Source organism: Gordonia sp. p3-SID1431 (assembly GCF_025143765.1).
Classification (GTDB): Bacteria; Actinomycetota; Actinomycetes; order Mycobacteriales; family Mycobacteriaceae; genus Gordonia; species Gordonia hongkongensis.
On sequence record NZ_JAMBDT010000081.1, the window covers coordinates 1 to 23,545 of the forward strand.

Genomic DNA, 23,545 nt, shown 5'->3' on the forward strand with positions numbered 1-23,545 from the left:
AGGAGGTGCGCACGTATGGATGCTGAGTATGAGATGCAGTTGATCAAGTGGGCGTTGCGCTACAACGGTTACAAACGACTCGCGACCGACTCGAATCAGTTGCTCGAAGTCTTGCAGGTGCTGATCAAACCTTATGAGCGAGATCAACGGATTCCTGAGTGGGCCGGCATCGATCTGCTACGAGGCTGGGCTTTCTATCTAGTGAGATGGCATCGCTTTAGCGGAACAGGCCGAGCGCTGTGGACCGAGCACCCCGAGATCCTTGCAATTGTTGATGCGATCAACCAGCATCCGCATGCCCGAAAGAGTGATCACGCCCCTACTCCCAAGGAGTCTCCAGCGCTGGTGTCGCGTTACAATTCTCGCTCGGGCTGACCGCGGCAACGAAGGACTTAAACATCTCGCTCACCCCCAGCTCGTTATGTGGCAGTCCCATCGGAGCAGGTAGCGAATCCCGTCCCCCTGGGTCGCCGTTCCGCGCGCTCGCGCACCATACGGAGCCCGCCAGTTCTACCTTCTCGGTTTGCGGCTGCGGCCCTTCGTCGACGAGGCCGAAAGCGGATCTGTGATCGCACGATACTGTTCGAACAACAGGTCCTGCCGTTCCAACGCGCTAGGTTTAGCGGACTCGATCCCAAAGAGCTTGTCGACATGCGAGTCCAACAAGCTGTGCGCCGCGCGCAATTCAGCCGACATCGTGGTGGGCTCATAGAGATCGGCCAGCGACTGTTCTGATTGGAGCTGCCGAGCCGCGAGAACCCCCTCGCCTGCCGCAATGATCTGCGATCGTGACTCTTTACTTATCGGGGGGAGCGGAAACGTGTTCCATGTCAACAGTTTGTTGAAGCGAAGTCGGGATTCCAGACGACCGCCCACGGCGCGCTGCCACTCAATGAACATGCCCGACGACATGATTGCAAAGACGAAACCATCAGCGTCAGCTGCGAGAAAATTAGCGTCGCTACAGATTACGTCGGCGGAAAACCGGTTGCTGAGAAAGTATGGTCGATTCTCGCTCACGTGACGAGGAATGCACAAGTAAGAGCTGGACGGCTGCGCGATCTGACGGAACAGGTGCGGTGTCTCCGCGGCCTTACGGGTCGAAGCCGCCTTGCTACTCAGGCGGAACTCGCGAACTCCGTCAACACGTGACCGGAGCAGACTGCTTTGCTTGAGGTCGCTAGGTTTCAGATCGACAAGCCACAGGCAGTATCGAGGATTGTTATGGAGCAATTCCCGAGCTCCGACATATCGTCGCAAGTACTTTGCGGCAATCGGATCGGCGGCGAACTGTTCATATTCGTCGGGATCGACGATGAAGTACCCGCCGTCAGTCGGCTTGTTGCCGTACGCAACTTCACCGAGTTGCCGATTGAGAGGTCTCGTGACCGGATGCACGATGACTGGACGACCTGCGCCGTGGTAGGGCGTCAAATATGGCGTGATCGCCCCGACCTCGGCTATCTCTACGGCAGAAGAGTCTGGTTTGGGATAGTCGAACAACCGTGGTCCGAGAACCTTTTTTGCGAAACCAATGATGGCGCAGTGCACCGCGGCCTGACCGGTGGCTTCAGAGGTCCATTTGAAGGTGCGATGGGCGAATTTGATGCGCCAACCTTCATCGAATATCGGTTCAAACAACGGCGCTACTGCTTCTCCTTGTGTAACCGAATTTGTGGTTACGAAGGCCCATTGAGCAGTGGTGCCTTGAAGGTATTCAAGGGTCTTAGCGTGCCAACCGGTGACGTAATCGAGTGTGCCATGGTACCGGTCACGCCATACGGTTTGCAGGTCCGCTGTCTGTTCCTCTGACCGTAACGAAATGCCCAGCCACGGCGGGTTACCGAACACGTAAACCTCGTCGCTTGGCGGGAGAACGCGACGCCAATCCACCTGCAGCGCATTGCCATGGTAGATGGTCGGTGCGATGGCGATGGGCAAGCGATCCGGCGCGACGCCGAACTCGACTGCCATCTGCTGGTTGGCGAGATGATCAACGAGCAGCATCGCGGTCTCGGCGATGCGTGCTGGCCATTCCTCTATCTCGATTCCGTAGAAGTGATCGAGGGTGACCTTTATATCGCCAGTGACATCAAGACTTAGCTGCGCGCGCTCGACCTTCTTGGACAACGCGTCAACCATGTCCAGATCACGACGGCGCTTGAGGATTTCATGTTCGATGGCGCGTAGCTCGCGGTAGGCAACAACGAGAAAGTTGCCACATCCACATGCCGGGTCCATAAAGCGCGATCGCCCCAGGTCGTTGTGAAGCCGGGTGAGCTGGGATTTGTCGTTCCATCCGCGTTCGAGTCGATCACGGTACTCGTCGAGAAACAGCGGGCGAATGGTCTTGAGGATGTTCTCTTCGGTGGTGTAGTGCTCGCCACCGGATCGTCGTGAATCTTTACTCTTGACCGTCTGAAACATCGAACCGAAAACTGCGGGAGAAATAATTGACCAATCGAACTCGCACGCCGCGAGCAACGCCTCTCGAAATTCCGGGGTCAGCTTGGGTAGACGCAGCGGATCGTGAAAGAGTCCACCGTTGATGTATCGAAATGCAGCGTAAGGACTATCGGACGCCAGCGTGCGCTTCTTCTCGTCGGTGTCGAGGACGTCGAACAGCTCCTTGAGGTCTTCGTGGAGAGTTTCGCTGGTGGTGTGCTCGCGCAAGTACTTCTCAAACAGGCCTGCCGGTTTCCACATGTCGGCGTCGTCACCGAAGAGCAGGAAGAGTATGCGCGCGAGAAGCAGGGTGGCGTCTTGCTCGCCAACACCAGCTATTTCGAGTTCTGTGTAGAGAGTTCCCATCAGTCGGGCCGCTGCGACCGACGCGGTTTCGGCCTCGTGATCGAACGCGTCTCGCATTTTGTCGAGCAAGGCGACGAGGGTGATGTCCTCGTCAAAGTCGAGCTCGATCGCCTGCAGGCGCTGGGTTAGGTGTGTGGCGTGGTCACCGACAACGTGCTCGTGTACAAGAAGTTTGGCGTTGGCACTACCGAGTTGAGCGCGCCTTGGCCAGCGCCATTCCTGGCGATGTTCATTGCTGAAGATGACCAGACGTTCGTGATTGTCCTTCCCGACCAGCACGTCGATCATGCGCTGGGACTTTCGGACCGGGAGGACCGGACAATGCCAGATCCGTAGACCCTTGTAGCCGGCAACTTGGGTGAGCGCGAAGGTCTGGTCGTTGACCTCTAGTGTGATGTCGGGCCGGTCGGGGTTGTTCCAGCCGAGTTCGTCGATGAACAAAGTGCGGAAATCGCGGGCGTCGACAAGGTCGAGAAGGCGGTTGCTGGTCATGAACGAACCCCCATGCTGGAGACGATGTGGATCGGGTCTTTGCCGGTGCGGGTGGCGATGACGAGCTGTCCGTCACGGTGTAAGGCAGTTATGAGGGTGATCAGGTCGTCGTCGCTGGTCCCATTGCGGGCCGCCCGCCGCAGTCGTTGCTCGGCATCCTTCATGAGGGGATGTTGGTAGAGCGCTTCGAGTGCAAGTTCGGTGTCGGCGGCGTGGTTGTGCAGAGTGCCGCTGAGCCGGTTCCACAGTGTGCGGCGGACCCCACGAGGCCGGCCGGCGGTCACGTGCGGATTCGCCAGGTCGCCGCGGATGAGAGCCTGTAGAAGGCTGTCGTGGTCATCGGCATGCTCGAGGCCGAGTTCGTCTGGGCTGGCCTCGAACGCGCGGAGCACCTCATGTCCGGTGAGTAGACGAGTTTGGCCGTCTGTGGTCGCCATGCCGAACCCGTCTATCCCGGATTCGGTGCGCACGTAGCAGACGACGCCATCGCCGGGGTCGGAGAGGCGGCGGGCGCGGGTGGCAGAGATCATGTCCGGTAGACCAGCGATCTTCGCGGCGAGGTCGGGGTCGTCCCGTTCAGCCCGGTGCCAGCGCTGGTAGGCCAAGCTGGAGGCGTCGACATCGTCGGTTGCGTCCTGGTCGTCGAGGGTGCCGTCGTAGAGGTCGGCGATGGCCTTTACCTCGGTATCGCTGCCGAAGAATTGTTCGTCGGAACCGAACGCCTCGGCGTTGGCGTGGAGGCGGTCACTGATGCGCTGACGTAAGGAGATGACGTTGTCGACCGACTCATGGAAGAAGGAATAGAGGAGGACGGTGTCGGCGGCTTGGCCGACGCGGTCGACGCGGCCGGCGCGCTGAATTAGGCGGATGATGGCCCACGGCAGGTCGTAGTTGACCACGATATGGGCGTCCTGCAGGTTCTGCCCCTCGCTGAGGACGTCGGTGGCGACCAGGACCCGCAGCTCGTCGTCGTTCTCAGTCTCGGGTTCGTGTCCGGGAAGGGTGTTCGAGCGGGGCGAGAATCGGTGAGCGAGGCGGGTTGGGTCGTCGCTGTCGCCTGTGGCGACGCCTACCTCCCCGATGCCGGCCGAGTGCAAGGCGGCGGCGATGTAGACAGCGGTGTCCTTGTACTCGGTGAAAATGAGCACCTTCTCGCTCGGGTGGTCGGTCCGGAGAAGGGTGATCAGCGCGTCCAGCTTGGAGTCCCGCTCCGGTGTCCAGTCACCGTAGGCGGTGAGTAACAACCTCAGCTCATTGGTGTCGGCTTTGAGGTCCTTCAGCAGATCGGGAGTGAAGAGTTCCGGTCTAATCCACGTCAGACCGGCAGGATTCGCCGCGACCAGCGACTCGTAGCGGCGGGATGGATCGTCACTGACCCGGTCTTCAGTTTCGAAATAGTCGGCGTTTGGGTCTTCATCCTCACCGAACGTGTTCTCGGCGATGGTACCGGTTGGAATAGGTAGGCGGTTTTCGATCGCATACGAGAACAGCTCATTACGGGCGATATGGCGTCTAAGTGAGAGAGTGAACGAGTGCCCGCAGGAGGACAGACGTTTATAGAAGGTGGTGCGGACGAAACCGGCTACGTTGCCGCGACCGCGGGCGAGGTTGTCGACGAACTCCTTTTCGGCTGCGGTCAGCTGCGGGCTCTTGGAGATGTAGTTGCCGAGTTCATAACGGGGCAAGATCAGCCCGGTCAGGGCGTCGAGGGTGGCGTCACTTGCCATAAGTGCCGCCGGGTCGTCCGGTCCGAAGGAGTGGTCAACCGGCTTCGGGACACGCTGTGGGAACTGAAAGCGGGTTCCGTCCGCGAACTCCAGGTACTGTCGGCCGGACTCATCGGTCAGCGAGTAGTTGTTCTTGATGAAGGTTCGGGTGCGGCGGACCAGATGCTCGCTCATCAGCCGCTTCCAGTCGTCGGGGTCCTCGGATTTTCGGAACGCGGCCATTGTGGTGGTCTTGCCGTCGACCTTGTCCGCTAGGCGGGGGTCTGCGCTAAGAGCATTGACTGGGGCAATCCCGAGATCGTCGTCATCGTCGATGTAAAGGGCGAGTTGGTTTGCTACGTCCTGAAACCGAATGTTGTACGGAGTGGCGGTCAGCAGCAGAGCCTTGCTGTCGTTGAGATGGATATAGTCCTGGATTGCTTTGTAGTCACGACGGGTGTCGTTACGCAAGGTATGGGACTCGTCAACGATGACGAATGCGTACCGGCGCAGGTCGGGCAAAATCGCGTGCGCCATGCTGTAGGGGACAACCCGTCCGTGCAGCTCGTAGGCTTCGAGGTGTTCTTCCCACATCGACACCAAGTTCTTCGGGCACAACACCAGTGGCATGTAGCCGTGCTCGTCGCGAAGCATCAACGCAACTGCAATCGCCGTAAGTGTTTTGCCGAGACCTACGACGTCACCGAGCATGGTGCCCCGCTTAGTCATGATCCGCCGAGCCAACGTCTGCACCGCTGTGCCCTGGTACTCAAGCAATTGCTTATTGATTTCTGCTGGTACCGAGTATTCGGCCAACCCCTCACGCACGTCGCGGGACAAGTCGTAACAGACCTTCAGAAATACCTCGTATGGTCGACGAGGCTCGCGGCGTACCCACGACTCGTCAAGCAAATCCAGTACGTCCGCGGTGACCGGCCGACTAAACCGGTCGTTCCATCTGTCTTCGAACCACTGGGCCAAATTCCGGGCGCCGGAGGTGTCGAGAACATCGACGTTAAGTTCGAGGTTGTGCGTCAGGCCCGGTGCAGTAAAATTCGAGGAACCAACAAAGCCGGTGATCGGGTTGTTCAAATCAGTCCGGTGGCAAATATAGGTCTTGCCATGCAGCGGGCGACGTGTGAACACCTTGAGCTCGACCGTGCCCTGAGCAAGAAGCTCGCGCAAAGACTGCAGTGCGGCACGGTCGGCATTGGTCGGGATGCCTCGCATCAGTTGCATGCGAAGTTGCTCGAGGAGATGAGCTTTGCGTTCGCGGGCCGTATTTGCATCCGCGTCTGATCGTGCGGTGCCATCGACGTCGGCCTGCAAATCATCTAAGGTGTCTTGCTGCGGCCCGGTCATGACCATCCCGATAAGTATTCGCACCACCGGACCGTCCGGGTCGGCTTCGACCTTCGTCCTGACCAAGGCGTCAAAAACGGCCCACCCGCGAAGGTTGAAGTAGCCCACGGCGACGTCCATCCGGTCCGAGATCTGCAACGTCTGCTGCAGATGCGAGCCCAAGTCGGACTTGATGTTGTCAAAGATTCGCGTCACTCGGCAGTGCTCCTTACAGGGCAGACGTTCCGGACATAGTTATACGGGCTTGCGCAGAAATCTCGAACACCATGCATCGCTGACGACGAACGACCAGGTTCAATGGCGATAAGCTCGACCGCACCGCCACCCTCCAGGGGTGTTCCTGCCTAAGCCACCGAACCGGCGGGATAGTCGCCACCCGCCAAGACCAAACCCTCGCCACACGACTACCCCACGAGCTCCACACCACCACCGACCCGCTCCGCAAAGCAGCCCTTGAATCACCCCTGGTTTGATGCCGCTTCCTTCTGAGTCAGGAAGGATGAGCTCATGCCTAGAAAGATCGATCCAGAGGTCCGTTCGAGGGCTCTGCGGTTGCTGGAGGCCCACGGCGGCGAGTACACGTCGTTGACTGCCGCTGCCGAAGCGATCGCTAAGCAGGTCGGTGTCGGCGGAGAGACGGTACGCCGGTGGGCAGTGCAGGCACAGGTCGATGCCGGCGCCCGCTCCGGGACCACCTCGAAGGAGTCCGCCGAGATCAAGCGTCTCAAGGCGGAGAACAAGCAGTTGCGAGAAGACGTTGCCATTCTGAAGGCGGCGACAACTTTCTTCGCGGGGGAACTCGACCCCCGCAACCGATGATCGTGGCGTTCATAGATCAGATGCGCAGCAACGGTTTTGCGGTCGAGTCGATCTGCCGGGTCCTGCGTGAGCAGGGCTGCATGGTTGCCGCACGAACCTACCGGGCATGGCGAACACGAATGCCTGCTGCTCGTACCGTCTCCGACGCTCACGTCGTCGATGCGGTGCGCAATGTCGTCTGGCGCACCGATGACGACGGCCGACGGAAGATGACTCCCGAGGGCCTCTACGGGCGGGTGAAGATGCGCGCCCATCTGCACCGCACAACACTGCCTGGGGTGTCCTACGGCGCTGTTGATCGAGCAATGAAAATGCTAGGCCACAACGGAATTCGAAGATCCAAAGGGGTCCGCACGACCGTCCGCTCCGCTGACGGTGTACGCGCGGAGGATCTGCTGAACCGACAGTTCAGTGCCGCCGAACCCAACCGGGTCTGGGTGACCGATTTCACCTACTGCCGGACATGGGCCGGGTGGGTGTACGTGGTGTTCATCATCGACGTGTTCTCCCGTCGAATCGTGGCGTGGCACGCATCGACATCGAAGACAGTCGAGCTGGTGACGGTCCCGCTTCGGATGGCACTGTGGTAACGTGAACACCTTTTCGGAACCAAGCCAGTGAAGCCGCTTCGAGTGACTGCCGAACTGCCGCACGGGGTGTGCTTCGGCGCCCCGTGGGGCATCAGTCTCGACGGACTGTTGGCCTCGGTGCTCTGGCACCGCCGCAAAGCCACCGCCGCCGCCCGCGGTGAGGTAATCACCTACGACCCGCTGGGTGTGCCCGACGACATGGAGCTTCCCCTGGCCCGCTGCGAGGCCGGTCAGCCGTGGCACTGGATGTGCACCTTCGCCCACACGACGCCGGCCACCACTCAACCCGAGACACGTATGCGATCGAGTCGCACCGATCACGCTGATCTGCAACGCCTCTCACCCTCGGTACCCTCCACGGTCTCCGATACGCGCGGGCACTACCGCAAACGCCTGATCCCCGCTGTCGCGACCGTCACTGCGACGGCGACCTGGCGGGCCGTCGGCGACCCCGAGAAGATCGCCGAGCTGCTCGCCGAGGTCACCGAAATCGGCAAGTACCGCACCAGCGGCGAAGGCCGCGTCAGGTCATGGACCGTCGAACCCGTCCCGGGTGATGACGTGTGGTCGGCCGGCCACGAACACGCCCCCGGCGTCCTGGGCCGCAGCGTGCCGGCACCCTGCGTCGCCGACCGACCTGACATCGTCCACGGTGGGCGTTCCCGCATCGCGGTCCGCGCCCCGTACTCCCACCCAAGCCGCCACGCAACCGCTGCCTACCTACCCGCGCCCTGAGACCGATCCCGGCCCGATCGGATGAGGTGGCGCAGATCGACACAGCGGAAGTCGCCGGGGCGAGCAGGTCGTGGCTGATAGAGGACGTCCCCGATGAGGGGCAGGTGCAGACCGATGCCGGGCGCCGACGGCATCGTGGTGGTGGGAACATATCCGCTGCGAAAGGGCTAGGTTGGTGTCGTCATGACCGATAAGTACTTCGCCGCCCAGGGACCTCTGGCCACCGATGTCATGGAATGCCACCGGCCCTACTTCACCGAGGGAATTTTGTCCCGCACAGGGGCTATTGGTGTGCGGCTCCACAACGGCGAGGTCCACCACATCACCGGTACCCGGTACCTCTACACCGAGGCGGGCGCCAGGATTCGCGCCGAGGACATCGACGGCACCCTCGAGGTGATTTACCTCGGCGAAGTGCTTGTCAGCTACGCGCCTGGCGAATGGGCAGACTGGACTGACCTGCAACCGACTGACGGTTCCGAGTAGCTGATGGATAGCGCGAGCATCGAACGCGATCTCACCGAGCACGGCCTGGCGTTCCTTGTCCGGTCGGTGACCAGTATGCGCGGATCAGACGACCGTGGCCCGCTGTTCGCCATCGTCGACTTGGCCGTTGCGATCGAGGTGCTGCTTAAAGCTCGCCTGGTACGGGAGCACTGGAGTTTGATCTGCGCGCAGCCTGATAAGACAAGCGTGGCCCAGTTTGAGGCCGGGCTGGCGAAAACGGTGTCCCCGGAGCAGTCGGTCATACGGCTCGACGGCATCGCAGGGCTCACACTGAAAACGCTCGGTCACGACAAACGGATCGAGAAGATCGGACAGCTACGTAACCGCGTAGTCCACTTCACCGTGCCCACAGACGACGCTTCGATCGGCGTCGCCACCGTCTACGGACATGCACTGAACTTCGCACTATGGTTCCTCGACAACGAATTTCGGGGCAAAGCCAACGGCGACATCGAGGAACTCGTCGAGGAGGTCATCGAACAACTCACCTCCGAACTGCGGTATATCCAGGAGCTGGTGAGTGACCGGATGGGAACAATCGATGAGACTCTCGACGGCGCCGACGTGTGTGTGGACTGTCCGCGCTGCGAGCAACCAGCGCTGATGCTCTTCGAGCAGTCGCAGTCGGTGTATTGCGGCTACTGCCTGTGGAATCCGCAGGACGGATCGTCTGCAGCGCAGGAGTACGAGGAGGGCGTGCTGGGTGGGTCCTACAACGAATCTGCCGGGCCGGGAGGTCCGGTGTGGGACTGCCCACGATGCTCGTCGCCGGCCTTGGTGGAGGGGGTGAAGCAACGCCGACCGAGCCTGGAATCGTTGTTCGACGGCGGCTGCGATACCCAACCACTGGCCTACTGGGCGTGTTTTGACTGTGGCTGGACAGGCGCAGTGCACGACTTGGACCACTGCGATATGTGCAACGTGGTCACTGACACCGGCGATGAGGGAATGTCCATCTGCGAGGAATGCTTTGCCTCTCGGCTCAGCAAAGATTGACAGGCTCGTCTGGTGACTGTGCCCAACCATTCCAGGTGATGACCGCTGGTGAGGAATTCGTCACTGAACGGGATGTGGTGAGGTCTGGCCCGGCGGGCATCGCCGGAATCGTGGACGTGGAGATCGCCCGGGGTACCAGTCTGGTCTCACTTAGTGCGCCCGGGCGCAGTCGAACTGACACTGGACGGATTTTGAACCCGTTGCCGTGTCGCCAAGCTGTAGCGTCGCGTGCATGCCGAAACACAAGCGGACGGTGACGATCTCCTTTGACTGCGACACCGAGGAGGAATATCAGCAGGTGGCCAACATGGTGTGGCACTTGATGCGGTTTTCGCCGCATGAGTTCGCGATTTCTCACGACACCACGGCGAGCCCGCAGGCTCTCAACGATCACTGGGACAAGCTCGGCTCGGACGTTCGGTGGGCCTAGTTGTACTGACCGGGGACGTTGATCAATCGTGAGAAGGGCGGCTGGCCTCCGCAGGCGGTGTGTGGTCGGTGCTGGTTGTACTCGTGGAGCCAGTCGGGGAGGGCATCGCGGCGTTCGTTCTCGCTCGTGTAGCAGCGCGCATACGCCCAGCCGTCGGCCATGGTGCGGTGGAATCGCTCGACCTTGCCGTTGGTCTGTGGGCGGTATGGCCGCGTTCGCTTCGGAGTGATCGATAGAGCCTCGCACGTGTCTCGCCACAGGTGAGAACGGTACGCACCACCGTTATCGGACAAGATGCGCTCAATAGCGACCCCTCGGTCGGCGAACCACTCGACCGCTCGATGCAGGACTCCGACGGCGGTGACAGCGGATTCGTCGTTGTGAACCTCGGTGTAGGCGACGCGCGAGTGGTCATCGATGATGGTGTGCACGAACGCATACCCGAGCTTGGGGTTGCGCCACTTGTTCTTCGGCTTGCCGGGAGTGACGGCACGATTCCTCGATCCTTGACGTCGCCCGACGTATCGCCAGCCCCCACCGTCGGGGATGTTCCCGAGCTTCTTGACGTCCACGTGCACGAGCGAGCCAGGGTGGTCGTGTTCGTATCGGCGGATCGGCTCGCCGGTGGCACGGTCGACGTAGGAAAGTCGATTCATGCGCGCGGTCGTAAGGATGCGGTGGACCGTGGCCGGGGCGATGCCGAGTCGGGCTGCGAGTTGAACAGGCCCTTCCCTCAGGCGCATTCGTAGGCTCACGCACCGTTTTGTCGTCTTCTTGCTCGTCTTGTTCGGCGAAGACTTCGGCCGTGACGACCGGTCCTGCATCGGCTCGCCAGCAAGGTATCGGTCGACCCACCGCTTCACGGTCGGCCACGACACCTGGAAGCGGGCAGCGACTTCGCTGATCGGCCATCCTTCCTCGATGACGAGGCGTGCGACTCGTAGACGATGACGTGGGGTCAGCGCGGCATTGCGATGAATCAAAGTGCCTCCTGAGATAGATCGGTGGCCGGCCGCGTTTGCGACCGGCCACCGGATGATGGAGTTGGAGTAGAGATCTCTACTCGGCGCCTTGCGCTGCATGGAAGGTGAGTGCTGGCTCGAGCCAGGACTCGAGCCCAGGTCCCTGGAGTGCGGCCTGCTCGACGCAGATCCAGCCGTCGCCCATGGGGCGGTCTGCGCCCATGAGCGCAGGGTGAGCACCAGGGCGGGCGAGTAGGTCTTCCGCGTCAGTGGGGTCGATGCGTAGCAGGAGTGTCCCTTCCCGACGAGCGGCGACGACCATCCGGTCCTCGACCATGAACGACACTCCCCCGAACATCGACACCTCACGAGGGTTGCGAGCTCTTAGCGCGTCACGAACTCGCTCGACCAGGTCCTTCTGTGCTGTCATCGTCCACCCTTCTCGATGTACTCGGGGCCGCTGTAGTGAAGGTTCAAGGACGCGATGCGTCCGCCGTCGAAGGTGAAGAACTCCGCGAAGGTCATGGGACCGCCGGGCATGGTCGCCGTATAGAGCACGGCGGAGCCGTTAGGGCCGTGCACGTCGTGGATGATCTCGATCTGCTTGACCGTCGCAATGAAACCGGCAACCCCGCCCAGGAAGCCATCGGTGGCGTCGGGGAGGTGTCCAGCGAGGGAGCCCGTGAAGTCGAGGTGGTCACCCAGCAGAGGCCGTAGGTCAGCCCCATCCTGGTAACTGTCGATGCCGGACTCGAGGATCCGGTAGTAGTCCTTGAGGGTCTGAGGTGAGGCAGAAGACAGGGTGGCGGGCATGGCTCTCCTTGGTGTGAGAATGGTGCTTGATACTTTCAAGCAGGCACTTGATAAAGTCAAGGGGGTTCAGGTGAAGTCCTACGGACAGCTCTGCTCGATCGCTCGCGCCCTGGATGTCGTCGGTGACCGGTGGACTCTCCTGATCGTGCGTGAGCTGCTGATCGGTGGCGCATTGCGCTTTGGCGAAGTCCAGCGCGGCCTGCCTGGCATCGCGACAAACCTGCTCACCCAGCGTCTGCGGGACCTCGAGACCAACGGTGTCGTCGCCCGCGAGCCCGCCCCAGGAACCCCGGGCACGCCAACGTATCGGCTTACCGAGCGTGGCCGGGCCCTGGACGGAGTGCTGCGCGAGCTTCTGAAGTGGGGTGCACCGACGGTTCTAGACGCGCCGAGTGATGCGATCTTCCAGATGCACTGGCTCAGCCAACCGGCACGCTTCCTCCTCGCGGATCACAGACCGGACGAGCCACCGATCGTGATCCGGTTCGGCACCTTCGACGACGGCTTCGACCTCACCGCCGCCGACGGAACCATCACGGTGGACCCTTGCCAGCGCGATGTCAGCCCCCTGGCGGGTGTTACAGGCCCCGGGCCGGTACTGGTTGCCCTCCTACAAGGCGCAATGCCTCTGCCCGCCGCTATCGCGCAGGGCGTGGATGTCACCGGCGATGCCGCGGCCCTGACGCGAGTTCTACCAGCGCCGCAAGCGTCGACTAACGTCCCCGGTCAGTACACCTAGTCCCCTGGCGGGAAAGGTCTGGGGGATCGGGCCAGGCGCGGTTATGATGGGGCTTGCTTGGGACGAGACAGTCGGTCTGCCCATGACTATCGAGGGTGAGCGAAGATGATGCTGATGACTATCAATGAGGTTGATGCTGCTGCGGTGCGGTGTTCGCGGTTGGCGGTGGGGTTGCTCGAGTACGAGGTCGAGCAGATTCTCGGGCTGGACGCCGGGGTGATCGCGGCCGCGGAGGAACGACGCGCACCGATCCCTGACGGCCTTGTCGAGCTGCTCGACGAGGTGACCACGGTCGCGGCCACCGAGACGGTGCGGTTGATCGAGACAGCCACAGTCTCGGGCGAGATCGAGGTGTTCAAGGACGCTGCCGACGTCTTCGCCGCCACCGAGGGGCGTATCGCGATGGAGGGTGTGTACCGGGTGTGCGCCGGGCGGGCGGCGATGGCCGTTCCGCAGGCGAAGGTGATTCGCCGCGACCTTGACGAGGCTGCCGACCATGCGGCGTGGCTGGTGTGTGTGGCTGCGGCGTGCGGGATGGGGTTCAACCAGATCCAGAAGTGGTTTGATGTGGGCCGCAAACGCGTCCAGACCTGGATCGCCGGGACCGGGGCAGTGCCGGCAGGGGTGGTCGCGGAAATGCGGGAGATCAGCATGCGGGCCCGCGCACACGTCGAGGAACTTGCCGCCGGTATCGACGTCGAGGACCCGATCGTGTGGGTGTGCGCGACCGAGGAACAGATGGAGACACACTGGCCGGCGCACGCCGACCTGCCACTAACCACCCACCAGGTGTGCGCGGCGCGCGCCGCGGCCGGCGTTGACGGCGCGCGGCTGGTGTTTCTGCCAGGCTGAACACGTGAGTTCCACACGCACGGCCTACACCGGGCACGGGGTCATCGACCTCGAGGCCGGGCCGGTTGATGCTGCACGGTTCAAAGCTGCTGGGGTGGTGGCCGAGAGGTTCTACGACGCGATGGAACAGTCCCGGATCGGCGCCGACCTGTCGGACCGGGTCCTCGAGGACGACACCTCCCGTCACCGCGCCGCACGGGACCGCGACCGCGCATACCCGCGTGACACCTCGGCGGTTGACGATGATCGCAAACGCCGGCAGCTGCCTGATCGCGGCGAATTCCGTACCGGGCTGTCGTCTCGCCAACGCAAAGACCGCTCAGCGCTCAAACGACGCGTCCACGAAGCGGCACCGCGGAGCCAGATCAACGAGATGCAATGGGCGATCGGCGACCCCGACCGGTGGCGCCACCTCAACAGCTCGCTGCGTGAGGCCACCGGCAACGCCCAACAGCTACCCGAGCGTGATCGCAAGTCAGTGCAGCGACTGGACCGGTTGATCCAGAGCTACGAACGAGACAGCGGGCGTGGGCATGTGGTGTACGCGGTCGCCGAGCTGCCCACCGACACCGCGGTGACCCGTCGACGTGACGTGCCAGAGACGTTGCAGCCCGGGGCGCGGATTTCGTTCGACCAGTACACTATGACCACCCACACCCTGCACGAAGCTGCCGCGGTAGCCGCGCAACGAAAGGGTTCGGGTGCGGCGACGGTGATCTTGGAGATCGAGACCTCCCGCGGTATGTATCTGGGACGCTCGGACAGCGTCGACGACACCAGCCACCTGCTGCCCCGCGGGTTGGGGATGCGGGTGGCCGGCATCGACGAGCACGCCGACTACGCCCGCCCCGGCGGGCATGACTCCACCCTGGTGGTGCAGCTGCGCGACACCCCACGCGACCCTGACTATCAGCCGCCAGTCACCGGCCGGCGGTTGTTCCGTGACCGCAGAGCCGAGGCCGCCGCGCGTGCGGCGGCCCGAGACACCAAGGAGCCCTAACCGATGTCTGCGACCCGACGACCCAAAGACCTCCCACCAGTACCCCCGCGCAAGAAGAAGGGCGATCCGCCCAGCCGTGGCCGGTGGAACGATGTGCTGATCGTGCACGACGACATCCGCTTCGGCGTCACCGACTTCCGCTCGATCGAGCCCGGTGACCCCAACGCCGACAACGAAACCCCCGAAGCACCACGCACCACCACGACGTCCCGCCGCACGCGGTAGGAGCAACCCTGCGTGGCCGCCGCCGACGGACCCGACCCGGGCCTGGACCTCACCGCGCTGCGAGCGGTGCGTGGCCGGCGCCTCGACCCCACTGCTGTGCTCGCCCAGATCGTCGACTACCGCGACCACCACGACAGCATGTGGGTGGCCTGGTCCGGTGGCAAGGACAGCACCGTCGTGGTCGACCTGGCCCGCCGTGTCGATCCGGAAGTGCCGGTGGTGTTCTACGACTGCGGCCTGGACTTCCCCGAAACCCGTACCTACATTGCCGATCTCGCCGACGCGTGGAATCTGAACGTGCACGTCGTGCGCACCGAACCCGACCTACTCACGGTGCTCGTCGCGGCCGGTGACTTCGACCCGACCGCGGCAGCCTGGCGCCTCGAGGTGAACATGCGTGAGGCGATGATCACCGCCCCCGCCCAGCGCGCGCACGCGGTGTTCGGGCCGGCCAACCTATGGGGTGTACGCGCCGCCGAGTCCGCCGGCCGCCGCCACCTGTACCGCACCCAGGCCGCCCGCCACGGGCGCGCCATACCTCGCGGTATGGTGCGCCGGGGTGACGGCACGACCAGCTTCGGGCCGATCTGGAACTGGAGCACCGAACAGGTGTGGACATACGCTGCCGCTCGCGACATCCCGCCGAATCCGCTGTACGCCAAGCTGGAAGCCCTCGGCGCCGACGCCCATACCGCCCGGGTCAACGCCATGATCGACCCCTCACGCCTGGACAACGGCCACATCACCCGTCTGGCCGCTGGCTGGCCCGACATCTATCACCGGCTCGTCGAGGCGCTCCCACGGCTAGCTCAATACCGGTAAGCGCGCGTCGCTCGCGGGGTGTCAGAGGAAGCCCGAGGCGCCGATCTGGTCGAAGACGGTGCGGGCGACTTCGGCTGATTCGTCGGCCACAGCCTGGTTGACGCCGGCGAACACGGATGCCAGGACACCACGCATCGTGGTGAGTGCACGGCGGATGATCTTGTGGTCGGGTTCGTCTTTGACGACCTCGCCCAGCACCACCCTGGCTTCGTCGATCACGTCCTGCTGGTCGTCATCTTTCAACCCCAGCAGGGGAAGGCGTTGCTCGACGAGGTCGCGGACTAATTGCGCGATGTCCTCATAACCCGCGGTGACGGTTGTGGAGTTGTCCACGATCGACAGGTGCTGAGTGACAGGGCCGCGGGTGCCGGCAGCGACCTGATTGTTGTCGCCGGTGATGGTCGTGGTGGTCGAGTAGTGGGGTTGAGGTGCAGTAGCCGATGGGCCGCCTGATACCACCTCGGCCGATACACCCCGGCGAAACGCGGTTCGACCGGCGGAGGTGATCATCGCGTGGGGCAACTTCCCGCCCGCGGTGCGCTGTGGTCCCTCGATGAGGCCGCGGTCATCGAGATCGTTGATCGCCTCGCTGATCTCATCAGCCGTCAGACGGCCGTCCGGGTCGTCGGCCCATGCGGTGTGTTCCAGGCCTTCAAAGCCGACGTAGTCGTCGGCATGCTCGTTGAGGTAGCCGAGGACGGCGCGTCGGGCGACTTCGTGGCGGTACTCGGCGCGGATTCTGCGTGCTGCCACTCGGCCCTTGCTGGTGGGAATGAAGGTGATACCACCGATCTCGCGGTCCTCGATGTATCCGAGTTCGTGCAGCTCGTCATGCACGCCGTCGAGGTCTTCGTCGGGGCATACCTCGGCCGGAGGGAAACCTCCGGGGGCTGCCTTATCAAGCCAGTGTAAAACGCGGAATGCCTGGAAGCTGAGCATCAGTGCTCCTCCGACCCTTGGTGGTGCGAGATCTGTCGATGTCTGAGTATGCCCAACTACGGCCACCGCGTTGGCGAACCGAGCTTCTGTACCTCATACCGGGCCGACCCCGGTATGAGGTTTGGCGGTGTATTGCGTTGTGGCGGTGCTGGTTTGTTGTCGGTGGGTGCCGCTAGTGTGTGGGTTAGTTCCGGACGAGACACACGGTCTGCCGGACTGATCCGAAGGAGTCCCAGGTATGGGGATGGATGTGTTTGGGCGGGCGCCGAGCGCGCCGGTGGGTGAGTACTTCCGCAACAACGTGTGGTGGTGGCGGCCGTTGGCGGACTTCGTGTGCGAGCGGTATCCCGAGCTGGCTGCGGGGTGTGAGTACTGGCAGTCCAACGACGGTGACGGCCTCGACGAACAGACCTCGATCGAGCTGGCGGCGCGGTTGCGTGCCGACCTGGCTTCGGGAGCGGTGGCCGAATACGAACAGGCCCACACTGCCCGCCTGGCAGCGTTACCGGATGAGACCTGCCGGTGGTGCGCGGGCACCGGGGTACGTACCGATGAGGTCGGGGTGCAGATGGGTCTGGACCGCCCGCGCGACCCCGAGACCGGGCGGGGCGGCTGCAACGCGTGCAACGGCGCCGGAACCCACCGCCCGATGGACGCGAGCTATCCGTTCAGCGCCGAGAACGTGGCTGAGTTCGCCGAGTTCCTCGCCGTCTGCGGCGGATTCCGGATCTGCTGAAAGGGGCAGGCCAGTGACGACGACACCACAACAGCCACGGACGCCCGCACACGCCGTGCTGGAACTGTCCAGCGACGGCGAAGGCGATGAGAGGCTGCGCCTGGCCCTCGACGGCTTCGAGACCTACGTGTATCTGGTCATCGACGGCGCCTACTACGGGGCGTTGAGCATCCGGCCGCATCCGGTACGGCATGGGTGGCAGCTCGAGCTGGGCCAGTACAGCCAGGTGATGCAGGACTGGTCCAGGCGGAACCCGATCGGGCGGCTGGGCGGCTGGATCGAGTACGGAGACAACGGCTACTACGCGGTGATCGACGGGGCGCCGGCCTTCACCGAGGACGGTGGGTGGCCGATCGCGTTCGACACCGCGCAGGAAGCCCACGTGTCGCTAGTGACCGCGCTGCGCCAGTTGGGCCGTGACTACACCAGCGTGGCGCACACCGATGTGATCGACCTACGCACCGACCACGAGCGCGAGACGTGCCGCTGAACCTCTGACTGCAAAGGAGTCGTGTCGGTGGGTCGGGCCACCTCGAAGGCGTGTGCCCGATCCACCGGCGCAACGTCCACACCGGGCCGACCCCGGTATGAGGTCGGCCCGGTGTATTGCGTTGTGGGACAGCTCGAAAACTGTCGGTGGGTGTGGTTAGTGTGTGGGTTAGTTCCGGACGAGACACACGGTCTGCCGGACGATTCCCGAAGGGGTGTTTGTGACATGGATGTTGCCGAGTTGTTCGCAGAGGTCCGTGATTCATTGGCGGATGTGTTCGCCTCGATCGAGTGGGCCGAGGATGAGATCGCGGCGGCGCAACGCCGCTGGCCTGCTCGCGCGGATGCGTTGTTTCATTCGTTCTCGCTGATCCGGCCGCCGGTCGAGTTGGCCGAGCGGTTGAGTGTGGAACCGGTGTACCGGGCCTATGCCCGGGAGCTGCTCGACCGGGTGGGCCAGGAGCAGGACACCCGCCCGGGTACGGCGGTCGAGGTGTGTTTGGGGTTGCGGGAAGCGAGCCTGCGGGCGCCGCTGAGCCATGACGGGTTCGGGTTGTACGCGCGGATGTGGAACGCGGCGGGCTTGCCGGAGGTCGACGGGGTTACCGACATGGATGCCCATTATGAGGCGATCAGCGCCGATGCCCTGGACGAGGCCGAAACGTACGCGCGCCGCCACATCACCCGCCCCGATCGGGTGCTGGAGGTGTCCGGGTGCTGCGGACGGCATCACGGCGTCGAGGTCGCGTGCGTCTACGCCGACACCAACCCGGCCAGCACTGACGGCGAGGCCGCCGCGTGAGCGCCCCCGAGACCTTCCAGGCGGTGCAGGTGTTCTCGGTGGAGGTCACCGAGACGACCACGACCCGCTACCGCGTCCGCGCCGCCGATGCCGATCGCGCGCAGGACGTCGCCACCGGCCACAACATCGAGGAGGGGAGCACCGGCGGCGAGGTCGTTGCCTACGAGCGCGAGGCCGAGGCGTTCCCCGAGGCTCCCTCAGAGGCGCGTAGCGCTCTGGGGGTGATCACCGACCCTGACGACCCGCCAGCGGTGACGGTGGGCGAGATCGCGGATCAGATCCCGGCCCGCGCCGCGCAGTTGGCGTGCGCGCAGATGATGACCGCCCTCGGCGGTCAGGCCGAGTGGAGCAGCGACACCATCGAATGGGTCGCGGCGCATCTGGTCCGCATCGCCCCGCACTGGGTGCCGACGTTCACCGACTCCGGGACCACAACCGACGCGGTGGACTTCTGGCAGGCCGTCGATCTGGCGGCCACCGACAGCGCTGAGGTCGACGCCGACGGCCAGGACGGGGCCTGGTTGGGCCTGTATGAGGCGCTGGCCGATCATCGGCGGTTGGCCGGGGAGATCAGTGCGGCGTCGGAGGCGTGCGATACAGGGCTGATGACGGCCCTGGAGATGGATGAGGTCGACTACCTCAAACGGGTGCGCGACGCTGCTGAGGGGGTGCGACGTGCCTGACTATCTGGCGTATGTGCGCCGCGACGGTGATGATCCGGGCGCGCACTACATCGAGGAAGCGGTGTCGGTGTACCTGATGCGCCACCCTGCTCAGGACCGGTGGGTGATTGACCCGCTAACTCTCGACGGTCATGGCTTGTTCTCCACCTGTGACAGTTACCCGTCCAACGTCGAATGCCAGTGTGGGCAAGGCGATGCGGTGTGCACGGCGGTACGCGACAGGATGAGTCATTATCCGTTGCCGTCGGGTGAGGAACTGATGGTGATGCTCGCCGACGCGCTGGGCTTCCAGGTGACGCGGGCAGGTGAGTCGCAGTGACCATCGACCAGCAGCAGGTGAGTCCGGTGGTGTTCAGCGACGCAGGGGAGCGGGCGCGGGCGGCGCTGGCCTCGCATCTGACGGTGCGCAATCTCGTTGAGCGCCATACCGAGTTGGCGGCGCTGCGCACTCTGTATGAGGTGATGTGCAGCAACGGGTGGGTAGCGATCCACGTCGACATCGAAGAGTGCTCGGCGATCGAAACCCTCGCGTTGGCCGACGGCGAGCGCTGCTATCTGGGTGCCGACAACGACCTGGAGGCGGTCAACGATGTGATGTTTGAGGTTGTCGGCAACTGCCCACGGCGCATCTTCCGCTACCTCGACGGTGAGTATTGGGCCGATCGCGGCGATGTGCGCGCGGCGATCGACTCGGCGTTACGCGCCCAGGTCCCCGCCGGATGGCCGCCCATCGAATAGCGGGACTTTGACCCCGACTTTGGGGGCGGCGACACAGTGTCGCCGCCCCCAAGAATCGCAGGCCGACAGGAGGCGGTACCGGGCCGACCCCGGTATGAGGTCGGCCCGGTGTATTGCGTTGTGGCGATGCTGGATTGTTGTCGGTGGGTGCGGTTAGTGTGTGGGTTAGTTCCGGACGAGACACACGGTCTGCCGGACTGATTCGAGAGGAACAGTGTGATGACTGTTGCGCAGTGGGATGGACGTTCGTTGGCTGCGGATCTGGCCTATGTGAAGCGGGTGACGGGTTTGTCGGCACGCCGGGGTGTGTTGGCGCCGTTGCGGACGGTGACGATCGCCGCGCTCGGTGGGGTGGGCACGCTGACCCACTACAACTACGACGCCGGGGTGGTGGTGCGCGCGCAGGTCTCCGGTGGTCTGGAAGCGACCACGGTGGACTTCCCCGAACTCGCCGCCGCGGTCAAGGCTGCGGGGCGCGGGGTGGTGGAGCTCGAGCGCGACGGGGACCGGTTGGTGGTGGCCGGCCCGGACGGGCGGTCGTCGGTGGCGGTGTTCGCCAAGCCCGAGGATGTGCCGGTGATGCCCACGGTCGGCGGGACGGCGGTGCTGGTGGCCGATACCGCGGCGTTCGCCACGGCGGTGGGCGCGGTGGCGCCGGCGGCCGGCGATGACGTGACGCTGCCGATGCTGACCGGTGTGCATATCGACGCCGACGACGCCGGGGTGGTGTCGCTGGCGACCACCGACAGGTTTCGGCTGGCGGCAACGGAGTTGGCCACGGCCGCCCCCGTGACGCTGGAGGCGCCGGTGTTGGTGCCGGCGAAGGTACTCGCCGCGGCCGCAGCACGGGTGGCCAAGCGCGAGGGTGCGGTGAGTGTGTACGTCGACGGCGGGAACGTGCGCGTCAGCGGCGGTGACAGTGACGTCGTGGTCCGAGCGCTGGATTGCCAGTTCCCACGGTGGCGCAACCTGCTCCCGGGTGCGGGCGATGACCGGATGCGTGCGCGGATCGCCGCGCCGGATCTCGCGCGCCGGCTCAAGAAGCTGTCGGTGTTCTCGGTGCGCGTCACGATCGCGGCCGACAGTGTGCGGGTAGAGGCCGGCGACCTCGAGACCGGACAGGTCTCGACGACCTTCGACGTGGCCGCTCACGACGTCGACGACCGCGTGGTGGGGGTGGTGGCCGGCTACAACCCGGAATACCTGGCGTCGCTGCTGGCGTGCGCCCCGGGTGAGGTCGAGCTGACGTGGTCGCCAACCGCGCCGGCGTCGCGGCCGATGACCATCGAGTTCGACGGCGTGCGTCATCTGCTGATGCCAGTCCGGCTCCCCGGCGCCGAACCCGGCGCGGCCGCGGCGTAACCCCCCGATCGGTCTGGCGCCGGCACCCACCGATCGGGGGTGTCGGCGCCGGCGCCGTATCGGCAGGCGCCGAGGGCGGTACCGGGCGGACCCCGGTATGAGGTCTGCCCGGTGTATTGCGTTGTGGCGGTGCTGGATTGTTGTCGGTGGGTGCCGCTAGTGTGTGGGTTAGTTCCGGACGAGACACACGGTCTGCCGGACTTCAACCGAGAGGGGCCGTCATGGCTACTGCTGATGTGTCGGGTGTGCGGATCGATACCGAGGGCGCGGTGTCACAGGTGATCGCCGAGGGAGGCGACACGCTGAGCATGTTGCAGGCCGGGGTCGGCGGGTACGTCGATGTGGTGCGCCTGCCCGCCGGGATCGATATGTGGGTCGGTGATGAGGCTGCCTACACCCAGCCGGTGAACGCCTGGGCGTCGGTGCTCAACGATCTGTTGGGCGGTCAGCCGGTGATCTGGGGTCCGGTGGTGTTCGCGTCGTCGACTGAGGACGGCGAGACCGTGTCGCTGTCTGCCGAGCAGGCCGCGCGGCTAGCGGCGTGGTTCGCGCACGAGGTCGAGGCTCCCGACGTCGCGGCTGCGATCGCTGATCTGGGCGGCGTTGCGGCTCCGGTTGAGGTGCGGTGATGGCCGCGCCGACGGCGTGCGCGTGCTGGCGGGCCGGGGCGTTCCTGCATTCGGGGCACTGCTGTTTCGACGGGTCTGCCGAGGCCTACCAGGGCGACGCCGTACTGCCGCCGTGTGGGCACTGGTACCCGGTCCTGCCGATCACCGATACCAGTGCACGAAACGATGACTTACCCGGACGAGACACACGGTCTGCCGGGGAGATGGAAAGGAAAGTCGCATGACGACAATGGAAGTCAACCCCAGACTCAATGGGCACGCTGCCGAGCAGGTGTGGCCGTCGATCGGTGAGGGCGTGTTGAATCTGCCGAACCCGATCACCGACGCGGGGGCGTGGGTGCCCGCCGAGGATGTGTGGCGGGTCGAGGCCGAGGTCGAGCGTCTGCGGGAAGAGTTGCGGCGCGCCGAGCTGGACCGAGACACCGCCCGCGAAGAGGCGTCGACCCTGGCGAGGGAAGACCGGGCACGCAACGAGGCGGCGCAGGAGTGGGCCGACGACAACGATCTGTGCAGCCAGTTCGAACGGTTCTGTGAGGCCTATGGCTGGCAGGGCCGCGTCGATGATGTCTTTGTCACCGTCGACGTGACGGTGCAGGTGTCGGTGCTGGCGTCTGATGTCCCGCGACACGAGCAGGACACCTACAACCTGGAGCAACGGATCGACGATGACGCGATCCGGGAGAAGCTGAGCGAGGGGGCGTTCTCGCTGACGTCGACCTCGGTCAGCGATTGGGACCGGGTCTAGCGGGCCGCTGACAGCCACCGTGGCGGGGCAGGTGAGCGCCCAACTCGGCTACCCCTGCCACGGTGCCCGGTTCAGACTTCCAGACACCGACAGGCAGAAGGGGAGGGAGGGGTGCAATGGTGGGGGTCCCCTCCCTCCCCTGTGTAGCGTCCACTCTCTCGTTGGGTGTGGCAACAGAGCAACGCGACGGTAACGATAGCAAACCGCCGATCCTCTGACATGACGGGCGCGCGCCGGCCTTTTGGTTGCATCTGCAATGAACGGTCGCGGTGGTCTCAGATTCCCGCAGGGAATCGGTTGTGTGGCAATGGGTTTTAATTCTGTTGTGTGGTAGCATGGTTCAATGTGGAGTCAGAGAGCGCCCGCAGGGCGGTCGGTGGGTGTGGGTGCAGGGTCGGCCGCAGGCCGACACGGCGACGTCCCGGCCCGTTGCCCGACGGAAGTCGTGATAGACTGAGCGACATGAAACACTGTGCACCACAACCACACTCCAGCCAATCGGCCGTAGGCCGATGGGGAGCGGGACACCGAAACGTACGCCACCACGGCGCCGCTTGCGGC

General features: G+C 64.1%; 25 protein-coding genes and 1 pseudogene. 20 read left to right on the forward strand and 6 right to left on the reverse strand.

The genetic code is table 11. The annotated features are described in order from the left end of the window. Positions 1–375: hypothetical protein (locus tag M4D77_RS17890; protein WP_259936835.1), on the forward strand; the 375-nt coding region annotated here is incomplete at its 5' end. A gap of 135 nt (positions 376–510) precedes the next feature. On the opposite strand, the gene M4D77_RS17895 is transcribed toward M4D77_RS17890, so the two are convergent. Further along, entirely contained in the window at positions 511–3,303 is a 2,793-nt protein-coding gene (locus M4D77_RS17895) for a DNA methyltransferase (RefSeq protein ID WP_259936836.1), read from the reverse strand. Continuing rightward, positions 3,300–6,566 (reverse strand): helicase-related protein, encoded by a 3,267-nt coding sequence (locus M4D77_RS17900; protein WP_259936837.1) that lies wholly within the window; start codon positions 6,564–6,566, stop codon positions 3,300–3,302. Before M4D77_RS17900 ends, M4D77_RS17895 begins: the two co-directional genes overlap by 4 nt. 312 nt (positions 6,567–6,878) lie before the next feature. Between M4D77_RS17900 and M4D77_RS17905 the strand changes: the two are divergent. From M4D77_RS17905 to M4D77_RS17925, 5 genes and pseudogenes are all read left to right on the forward strand, one after another. Further along, positions 6,879–7,777, forward strand: a pseudogene (locus M4D77_RS17905) (IS3 family transposase); the annotation flags it as partial. A gap of 45 nt (positions 7,778–7,822) precedes the next feature. Continuing rightward, complete coding sequence (locus M4D77_RS17910) at positions 7,823–8,515, forward strand: hypothetical protein (RefSeq protein WP_259936838.1); 693 nt, start codon at positions 7,823–7,825, stop codon at positions 8,513–8,515. 183 nt (positions 8,516–8,698) lie between these two features. After that, complete coding sequence (locus M4D77_RS17915; protein ID WP_259936839.1) at positions 8,699–9,001, forward strand: hypothetical protein; 303 nt, start codon at positions 8,699–8,701, stop codon at positions 8,999–9,001. Between the two features lie 3 nt (positions 9,002–9,004). After that, a complete protein-coding gene (locus M4D77_RS17920; RefSeq protein ID WP_259936840.1) occupies positions 9,005–10,018 on the forward strand; it encodes a hypothetical protein in 1,014 nt (337 codons plus the stop codon). Positions 10,019–10,250: 232 nt separating this feature from the next. Further along, a complete protein-coding gene (locus M4D77_RS17925) occupies positions 10,251–10,448 on the forward strand; it encodes a hypothetical protein (protein WP_259936841.1) in 198 nt (65 codons plus the stop codon). On the opposite strand, the gene M4D77_RS17930 is transcribed toward M4D77_RS17925, so the two are convergent. The 3 genes from M4D77_RS17930 to M4D77_RS17940 all read right to left on the reverse strand — a co-directional run bounded on the left by M4D77_RS17930 (position 10,445) and on the right by M4D77_RS17940 (position 12,223). Beyond that, positions 10,445–11,431 carry an IS481 family transposase gene (locus M4D77_RS17930; protein ID WP_259936842.1) on the reverse strand — a complete coding sequence of 329 codons (987 nt, stop codon included), beginning with the start codon at positions 11,429–11,431 and terminating at the stop codon, positions 10,445–10,447. The two genes, M4D77_RS17925 and M4D77_RS17930, sit on opposite strands and share 4 nt — an antisense overlap. Positions 11,432–11,507: 76 nt before the next feature. Then, positions 11,508–11,840, reverse strand: coding sequence for a TfoX/Sxy family protein (locus tag M4D77_RS17935; protein WP_204948039.1), 333 nt, complete (start codon positions 11,838–11,840; stop codon positions 11,508–11,510). After that, positions 11,837–12,223, reverse strand: coding sequence for a hypothetical protein (locus M4D77_RS17940; RefSeq protein ID WP_204948040.1), 387 nt, complete (start codon positions 12,221–12,223; stop codon positions 11,837–11,839). Before M4D77_RS17940 ends, M4D77_RS17935 begins: the two co-directional genes overlap by 4 nt. A gap of 19 nt (positions 12,224–12,242) precedes the next feature. On the opposite strand from M4D77_RS17940, the gene M4D77_RS17945 reads away from it, so the two are divergent. The 5 genes from M4D77_RS17945 (at position 12,243) to M4D77_RS17965 (ending at position 15,861) form a co-directional block, all read left to right on the forward strand. Then, positions 12,243–12,962, forward strand: coding sequence for a helix-turn-helix domain-containing protein (locus M4D77_RS17945; RefSeq protein ID WP_259936850.1), 720 nt, complete (start codon positions 12,243–12,245; stop codon positions 12,960–12,962). A gap of 171 nt (positions 12,963–13,133) precedes the next feature. Continuing rightward, positions 13,134–13,814: a hypothetical protein gene (locus tag M4D77_RS17950; RefSeq protein WP_259936853.1), complete on the forward strand. Its 681-nt coding sequence runs from the start codon at positions 13,134–13,136 to the stop codon at positions 13,812–13,814. A gap of 4 nt (positions 13,815–13,818) precedes the next feature. Then, positions 13,819–14,814: a hypothetical protein gene (locus M4D77_RS17955; protein WP_259936854.1), complete on the forward strand. Its 996-nt coding sequence runs from the start codon at positions 13,819–13,821 to the stop codon at positions 14,812–14,814. A gap of 3 nt (positions 14,815–14,817) precedes the next feature. Then, positions 14,818–15,039, forward strand: a complete 222-nt coding sequence (locus M4D77_RS17960) for a hypothetical protein (RefSeq protein WP_259936855.1) — start codon at positions 14,818–14,820, stop codon at positions 15,037–15,039. 12 nt (positions 15,040–15,051) lie between these two features. Continuing rightward, positions 15,052–15,861 (forward strand): phosphoadenosine phosphosulfate reductase family protein, encoded by an 810-nt coding sequence (locus M4D77_RS17965; protein WP_259936856.1) that lies wholly within the window; start codon positions 15,052–15,054, stop codon positions 15,859–15,861. A 21-nt stretch (positions 15,862–15,882) separates the two neighbouring features. On the opposite strand, the gene M4D77_RS17970 is transcribed toward M4D77_RS17965, so the two are convergent. Further along, on the reverse strand, positions 15,883–16,800 hold the full coding sequence (locus M4D77_RS17970; protein WP_259936857.1) for a hypothetical protein: 918 nt from the start codon (positions 16,798–16,800) through the stop codon (positions 15,883–15,885). Between the two features lie 244 nt (positions 16,801–17,044). Here M4D77_RS17970 and M4D77_RS17975 point away from each other — a divergent pair, with 244 nt between their 5' ends. The 9 genes from M4D77_RS17975 to M4D77_RS18015 all read left to right on the forward strand — a co-directional run bounded on the left by M4D77_RS17975 (position 17,045) and on the right by M4D77_RS18015 (position 22,984). Then, the gene (locus tag M4D77_RS17975) at positions 17,045–17,536 is read left to right on the forward strand and encodes a hypothetical protein (RefSeq protein ID WP_259936859.1); all 492 of its coding nucleotides are present in this window, start codon (positions 17,045–17,047) and stop codon (positions 17,534–17,536) included. Positions 17,537–17,549: 13 nt separating this feature from the next. Further along, complete coding sequence (locus tag M4D77_RS17980) at positions 17,550–18,026, forward strand: hypothetical protein (protein ID WP_259936860.1); 477 nt, start codon at positions 17,550–17,552, stop codon at positions 18,024–18,026. A 225-nt stretch (positions 18,027–18,251) separates the two neighbouring features. Next, positions 18,252–18,827 (forward strand): hypothetical protein, encoded by a 576-nt coding sequence (locus tag M4D77_RS17985; protein ID WP_259936862.1) that lies wholly within the window; start codon positions 18,252–18,254, stop codon positions 18,825–18,827. Beyond that, positions 18,824–19,510 (forward strand): hypothetical protein, encoded by a 687-nt coding sequence (locus M4D77_RS17990; RefSeq protein WP_259936864.1) that lies wholly within the window; start codon positions 18,824–18,826, stop codon positions 19,508–19,510. Before M4D77_RS17985 ends, M4D77_RS17990 begins: the two co-directional genes overlap by 4 nt. Next, a complete protein-coding gene (locus M4D77_RS17995) occupies positions 19,503–19,829 on the forward strand; it encodes a hypothetical protein (RefSeq protein WP_259936866.1) in 327 nt (108 codons plus the stop codon). The genes M4D77_RS17990 and M4D77_RS17995 overlap by 8 nt, the downstream gene beginning before the upstream one ends. Continuing rightward, positions 19,826–20,248, forward strand: coding sequence for a hypothetical protein (locus tag M4D77_RS18000; protein WP_259936868.1), 423 nt, complete (start codon positions 19,826–19,828; stop codon positions 20,246–20,248). Before M4D77_RS17995 ends, M4D77_RS18000 begins: the two co-directional genes overlap by 4 nt. Positions 20,249–20,467: 219 nt before the next feature. Further along, positions 20,468–21,610, forward strand: coding sequence for a hypothetical protein (locus M4D77_RS18005; RefSeq protein ID WP_259936870.1), 1,143 nt, complete (start codon positions 20,468–20,470; stop codon positions 21,608–21,610). Positions 21,611–21,831: 221 nt separating this feature from the next. Then, positions 21,832–22,239, forward strand: a complete 408-nt coding sequence (locus M4D77_RS18010; RefSeq protein ID WP_259936872.1) for a DUF3846 domain-containing protein — start codon at positions 21,832–21,834, stop codon at positions 22,237–22,239. Positions 22,240–22,459: 220 nt separating this feature from the next. Then, entirely contained in the window at positions 22,460–22,984 is a 525-nt protein-coding gene (locus M4D77_RS18015) for a hypothetical protein (RefSeq protein ID WP_259936874.1), read from the forward strand. Positions 22,985–23,545 lie beyond the last annotated feature (561 nt).